Origin of the sequence: Thermosyntropha lipolytica DSM 11003, assembly GCF_900129805.1 — a bacterium.
Lineage (GTDB): Bacteria > Bacillota > Syntrophomonadia > Syntrophomonadales > Syntrophomonadaceae > Thermosyntropha > Thermosyntropha lipolytica.
In genome coordinates this window covers 1-6,072 of sequence record NZ_FQWY01000058.1, presented here as the reverse complement: position 1 = coordinate 6,072, position 6,072 = coordinate 1, and the positions used below count along the sequence as shown (strand labels likewise).

Here is a 6,072-nt window from a genome sequence, read left to right as displayed (position 1 = left end):
GTAATCTTTTCAGGGCAAGTGGGGAGACCCGGATAAGGGCGCGAGTTCCTGTTTCTTGGGACAGGGGCTATGGGAGTGCTTAAATACCGCCTGCTGGGAATAGGCACTCTCTGAAATGGCGGACTATAAATAGCCCAGCTGCTCAAACTGTTCAGTTTTGCACAGTTTGGGTAACCAGGAAGTATGGCTGATAATAATCAACCGGCAGGCATAAGCGAAGAAAAAATCAACCGCATAAATGAACTGGTCCGCAAAAAGAAAACAATAGGATTAACAGAAGAAGAACTAAAGGAGCAAAAAGAACTTTATGCGGAATTTTTAAGCAATATACGCAAACAGGTAGAAGTTCAGCTTTACGCGGCAGGATTTACTAAAAAACCAAAAAACTAGGCCTAAAAGGCCTAGTTTTTTTATCCTTCTCCTAAATAAGCTTTTCTTGCTTCATCATTATTACGCAGATTTTCCGCCGTATCACTTAAAACAATATTTCCAGTTTCCAGAACATACCCCCTATGGGCTATACTCAATGCCATATTGGCATTTTGCTCCACCAAAAGTATGGTAAGTCCGTCTTTTTCATTCATTTCTTTTATGAAAGCAAATATCTGCTCCACTATTATCGGGGCTAGTCCCATCGAAGGCTCATCCAGCATGAGCAGCTTGGGTTTGCTTAAAAGAGCTCTTCCCAAAGCTAACATCTGCTGTTCACCTCCGGACAAAGTCCCTCCCAGCTGTTTTTAGATCGTAAAAAATAAAAAATACCAGGCCCTATAGTTTTTTCATAAGCTATTCCCTTTCTTTCTCCCATAGTCGCACCAACATTTTAACACATCATGTCTCCTTATTTGACAATATACAGCAAAGTAAAATTTTCTATAGTCTATGGATAATTTTTCCTATATAACTTACAGGAGTAAAGATGCAAAAAATAACATATAAATTTAGCAAACAAGGATTATGTCGGAGGTGTTCATATTTGGCTAAGATACGACATGTATTTCCCGGAGGCAATACCTGCCAGGGTTTTTACTCTTTCTACGATTATATGGTATCCCCCCAGGTGCAAAGAAAATTTGTCCTCAAGGGCGGGCCAGGAGTAGGCAAATCTACTTTTATGAAAAAAATGGGAGAAGATTTTTACAAGCAAGGTTTCGATATAGAATATCACTGGTGTTCTTCTGATAACAACTCATTAGATGGTGTGGTAATCGGAAATCATCAGTTTTGCTTTTTAGACGGAACAGCTCCTCACATCGTAGATCCCAAGTTTCCTGGAGCAGTAGATGAAATTATAAACCTGGGGCAATTCTGGGATTTAGATAAAATAGCCTGCCATCGCGACCAGATTGAAAAGCTAAGCCAAAATATAGCCCGGTGTTTTTCCCGAGCTTATATGCGTCTTAAAGAGGCCAGCATCGCCTATGAAGAATGGAAATCTTACTTCGAGGAAGGAGTAGATACGGGAGCAGTAAAACGCAATATAAGAGCGCTGACGGAAGATTTTTTGAGCAATACCAGCGAAAAAAAGGGAAAAACCAGACATCTGTTTCCTGGTGCCATCACTCCCGAAGGAATGGTAACCAAAATAAATAGCCTTCTCAGTGAAGATACAGCTATTTTTGCCGTCAAAGGAAATCCAGGAAGCGGAGTAGATAAGCTGTTTGCTTACACCTTAAACATCATAGAAATACAGGATATAGAGGCTGAAATATATCATAATCCTTTTTATCCTGCGGAAATAGATTTAATCCTGCTTCCTATAAGCAATAGAGCTCTGCTTAATATTTCAGGATATATATTTGCTTATGCCCCCCTCATCCCGGGCAGCAAATATAAACGCCTGTTGGATTTTGACCAGTTTGTAAGCAAGTCCTTAATAGATTCCTATGCCCAACTGATACACAGGGCTCAGGAAAGGGTAGAAGCAGGAATTAAAGAAGCTGTCTATTTTATAAACACCGCCAAAAAATATCATGATGAACTGGAAAGCTTCTATATACCATCTATGGACTTTGCTGCCATAGAAGAACTGCGGCAAAATATCCTGGAAAAACTAATAAATACCCTGGAAAAATAGAGGAGAAAATAATAAGGCAAAGCTTATCTTTACCAGCTTTGCCTTAACCATTTAAAAAATTATGACTTCAATTTTTTCCCCTTTGAGCAAACCCTGTTTTTCATAGGGAATATGCAGATAACCATCAGCCATGGCCAGAATACTCATCATACCTGATTTACCCAAAAGCGGCCAGGCTTCCAGTACCCCGTCATTATCCCTCAATACAACGGGAATAAAATCATCTCTTCCCGCCTGGGAAGAAATATTAGCCTGTAAAACCGCCTCGGTTTTCACCGCCTGACTTCCGCTTAATAGAGGTTTTAGTAAAACATAAAAAATAGTTAAGGCGGAAACTGGATGTCCGGGCAATCCAACCACCAGTTTCCCCCCTATTCTGGCTCCCATAGTAGGCTTTCCCGGCTTTACAGCCAATCCATGAAATAAAAGCTTAACCTCAGGAAAACTTTTCAGCACCTGTAATGTAACATCCATAACTCCTACCGAACTTCCCCCGGAAATCAACACTATATCATTTTCTCGCAAAGCCACATTAAGGCAGGCTTTAAGTTCATTAAAATTATCTCTTACAATAGGATAATTCCTAGCTGCACATGAGCAGGCCAAAACTGCAGCTGCCAGGCTGTAGCTATTAACATCCCTTATCTTAGCCCCATCAGGCTTTTCCTCCACCGGAATTATCTCATCCCCGGTGGAAATAATACCTACCCGATAAGGCATAAATACTTCTACTTCCGCTATCCCCAGCGAAGCTAGAAATCCTATATCCTGAGGTCTTAAAAATTTTCCTTTTTTAAAAAGCTCCTGCCCTTTTCTCGCATCTTCACCCTTCTGAATAATGTTTTCTAAAGGAGCTACCGGCCGGTTTATCAAAACGGTATCTTCCCCTAACTTTTCCGTGTATTCTACCATAACCACAGCATTGGCATTTAGAGGAAGCATCCCCCCTGTAGGTATCCATACACATTTCCCCTCCTCCAGGGCCAAATCAGCCTTTTCCCCCATTTTTATTTCCCCTATATATTGCAAAAAAGCAGGCATGCTCTCACTCGCCCCAAAGGTGTCTTTGGCTATTACGGCATAGCCATCAACGGTAGAGCGGTCAAAAGGAGGCATATCTTCCGGGCAGATAATGTCCTTAGCCAATACCTTATTCCAGGCCTCATTGATCTTAATTTTACCTGATGCCGGCCGGGGAAGGTTATCCTTTATGCAGCCTAAGGCTTCTTCATATTTTATTACCTTAAAAAATTCCGGCATAACCAACACCTCAAACCAAATTTAAGTATAATTATAAACAATTAAAGCCCTATGTGGTGATTAAACACTAAACATTATTACACAAATAAGCTAAAATGTTTTTAAAAACTAAAGGGGAAAAAAACATGGCACGCAAAGTTTATATTGACAACATCCCGTTAGATGAAGCTTTAGAAAAATTTATGCAGGAACTCGAAAAATGCTCTTATTTTAAAATAGAAGAAGAAGAAATAGATACCATAGAAGCACAAGGCCGTATCTTAAGCCAGGCAGTTTTTGCTCGCCTTTCCGCGCCCCATTATCCGGCAGCAGCCATGGATGGAATAGCGGTAAAAGCTGTTTCTACTTTTGGGGCTACGGAAAATAATCCCGTAATGTTGCAACCGGGTAAAGATTACATAGAGGTAGATACAGGCGATTATGTACCGAGAAACTTTGATGCGGTGATAATGATTGAAGAAGTCAACTTTATCGACGGTCAGGCCCAGATAATAAAACCTGCAGTTCCCTGGCAACATATACGTTCTATTGGCGAGGATATAACCGCCGGTGATATGATCTGCCCAGCCTTTACCGAAATAGGGCCAGAAGAAATCGGCTCTCTTCTAACTGCTGCCGTAAATAAAGTAAAGGTAGTAAAAAGGCCTTTAGTAGCTATAATACCTACCGGAACCGAACTTGTTAATTACGGGGGTTATAATATGGCACCCGGAGAAATTATAGAATCTAACAGCCAGGTTTTAGGAAATTTATGTAAAAAATGGGGTGCAGACTATATACGCCGCCCTATAGTTCCTGATGATAAAGACCAGCTTCTGCAAGCAATAGAAAATATCAAAGACCAGGCAGATATGATAGTTATATGTTCCGGTTCTTCTGCCGGCAAGGAAGATTATACAGCAGAAGTAGTAAATAAAGCTGGTAAACTGCTGGTACATGGCATAGCCATACGCCCGGGTAAACCTGCTATACTGGGAATAATTGATAATAAGCCGGTAATAGGCGTACCCGGCTATCCAGTTTCTGCCCACTTAATATTCAATATTTTTGCTAAACCGGTAATATATAAGAAACAAAGGCGTACTCCCCCTCCCGAAAACATTGTTACCTGTAAAATATCCCGTAAGCTTTCTTCTCCTATGGGGGTAGATGAATTTATCCATGTCAATGTTGCCCGTATAAAAGAAAATTACATCGCTTATCCTCTCAGCAAAGGAGCTGGGGTGACTACCACCCTGGTAAAATCAGATGGCATCTTGCATATACCGCGGGGAAGTGAAGGGCTGGAAGCTGGAAGCCCATGTAATATAATACTGAAAACTCCTCTTTCTCGCATAGACAAAACCCTAATCTCTATCGGAAGCCATGATATAGCCCTGGATATACTGCGGGATGAGCTTAATAAAAAATATAACCTGAGATTAATCTCCAATCATACCGGCAGCATGGGAGGAATAATGTCTTTAATGCGAGGTGAAACTCATTTTTCCGGTATTCACCTTTTAGATCCCCAAACCGGTGAATATAATAAGAGCTATCTTAAAAAATATCTTCCCCGGCAAAAATGGATACTCATCCATCTGGCCAAACGGATACAGGGCCTGATAGTAAAAAAAGGCAATCCTTTAAATATCAAAAAACTTGCTGATTTAACTAATCCGGAAATCCGCTTTGTAAACCGGCAAAAAGGTTCCGGCACCAGAATATTGCTGGATTATCTTTTGCAAAAAGAAAATATCCACCCCGACATGATAAATGGATATAATCATGAAGAATATACTCATTTATCAGTAGCTGCAGCCATAAAAGGAGATGCCTGCGATGCAGGTTTGGGTATTTACGCCTCGGCCAAAATAATGGGACTCGATTTTATTCCTATTGCGGAAGAAAATTATGATCTCTGTATTTTAACTGATATCGTAGATGAAAAATACCTGCATTTTATACTCAGCATCATAAAAGACGAAGAATTTGTGCAAAAACTAACTTTTATCGGCGGATATGACCTAACGGAAAGCGGAAAGATGATAGATCAAAATTAAATATAACATTATTTTATTAAATATATAATTTTTATATATACATTATGCTTTTCATTTTTGGCAAAAGGATTTTAACTTATCCTAGCGAATTTTTTCGATATATGCCTTTTAAAAACAAGTATTGCGAACAAAATTAATTCGCTAAAATTAATTTTGTTCTCATAGCAAAATATGTGGGGAAAGGAGAGGGTGATGGATGCAGGTTACCAGAAGACAGTTTTTAAAGGTAACCGGAGCTACGGCAGCTGCTCTAGCTATCACTGATCTGGGTTTTGACACCCAAAAAGCTAAAGCCGCTGTAAAAGAACTCCGCATTAAAGATATCACACCTGTTCCAACCGTATGCCCGTTTTGTGCATCAGGCTGCGGTTTGGTAGTCTATGCGGAGAACAAAGAAGGCAGCGAAACTAAACTTTTAAGTGTACAGGGGGATCCTGACAATCCTATCAACCAGGGCTGTGCCTGTCCCAAAGGATCTGCCATGTTCAACCTGAGGGAGATTTACGATCCTCATACCGGCAAACAGATTATAAATCCCAAACGGGTACAAAAGCCTTTGTATCGCGCTCCCTACAGCGAAAAGTGGGAAGAAAAAGACTGGGATTGGATGCTTAATACTATTGCGGAGAGGGTTAAAGAAACCCGGGACAAGAGCTTTATCCACAAGGAAAACGGCATTATAGTCAACCGTAC

5 protein-coding genes and 1 pseudogene are annotated in these 6,072 nt (G+C 40.4%); 4 read left to right on the top strand and 2 right to left on the bottom strand.

Features of this window, described 5'->3' with window-relative positions; genetic code table 11:
• The first annotated feature begins 183 nt into the window (after positions 1 to 183).
• Positions 184 to 390: a DUF896 domain-containing protein gene (locus tag BUB92_RS10510; protein WP_073093488.1), complete on the top strand. Its 207-nt coding sequence runs from the start codon at positions 184 to 186 to the stop codon at positions 388 to 390.
• Between the two features lie 20 nt (positions 391 to 410).
• Here the strand turns inward: BUB92_RS10510 and BUB92_RS10505 are convergent.
• Positions 411 to 737 (bottom strand): annotated as a pseudogene (locus BUB92_RS10505) (ATP-binding cassette domain-containing protein); the annotation flags it as partial.
• A gap of 239 nt (positions 738 to 976) precedes the next feature.
• On the opposite strand from BUB92_RS10505, the gene BUB92_RS10500 reads away from it, so the two are divergent.
• Positions 977 to 2,077: a PRK06851 family protein gene (locus tag BUB92_RS10500; RefSeq protein ID WP_073093486.1), complete on the top strand. Its 1,101-nt coding sequence runs from the start codon at positions 977 to 979 to the stop codon at positions 2,075 to 2,077.
• Positions 2,078 to 2,128: 51 nt separating this feature from the next.
• Here BUB92_RS10500 and BUB92_RS10495 read toward each other — a convergent pair whose 3' ends face one another.
• On the bottom strand, positions 2,129 to 3,337 hold the full coding sequence (locus tag BUB92_RS10495; RefSeq protein WP_073093485.1) for a molybdopterin molybdotransferase MoeA: 1,209 nt from the start codon (positions 3,335 to 3,337) through the stop codon (positions 2,129 to 2,131).
• 125 nt (positions 3,338 to 3,462) lie between these two features.
• Between BUB92_RS10495 and BUB92_RS10490 the strand changes: the two genes are divergently transcribed.
• Both BUB92_RS10490 and BUB92_RS10485 read left to right on the top strand, forming a co-directional pair.
• Positions 3,463 to 5,379, top strand: a complete 1,917-nt coding sequence (locus BUB92_RS10490; protein WP_073093484.1) for a molybdopterin biosynthesis protein — start codon at positions 3,463 to 3,465, stop codon at positions 5,377 to 5,379.
• A gap of 196 nt (positions 5,380 to 5,575) precedes the next feature.
• A partial coding sequence (locus BUB92_RS10485; RefSeq protein WP_073093483.1) for a twin-arginine translocation signal domain-containing protein occupies positions 5,576 to 6,072 on the top strand: 497 nt, incomplete at its 3' end.